The sequence below is a fragment of the Pseudomonas sp. SIMBA_068 genome, assembly GCF_046534705.1.
Classification (GTDB): domain Bacteria; phylum Pseudomonadota; class Gammaproteobacteria; order Pseudomonadales; family Pseudomonadaceae; genus Aquipseudomonas; species Aquipseudomonas putida.
On record NZ_JAWRYI010001436.1, the window covers coordinates 1 to 242 of the forward strand.

1 protein-coding gene is annotated in these 242 nt (G+C 56.6%); it reads right to left on the reverse strand.

The window, feature by feature from the left end; genetic code table 11:
• Window positions 1-220: ABC transporter permease subunit (locus tag SB756_RS34375; RefSeq protein WP_410913792.1), on the reverse strand; the 220-nt coding region annotated here is incomplete at its 3' end.
• Window positions 221-242: the final 22 nt, after the last annotated feature.

The window sequence follows — 242 nt, forward strand, 5'->3', positions numbered from 1 at the left end:
TGAACATGACCTGCACCATGATCGGTGTGCCGCGAATCAGTTCGATGAAAACAAGCGCAACACGGCTGCGGATAAAACCACCGTAGGCACGGGCAAAACCCGCACCTACGCCGATGACGGCACCACCGATCAGACCCAGGATCGAAATCCACAAGGTCAGCTTGGCGCCGTCGAGGAGGACCGGCAGCGCATCCCAAATGGCGCTCCATTGGAAATGCATGCTGAATTCCCTATTGACGAAG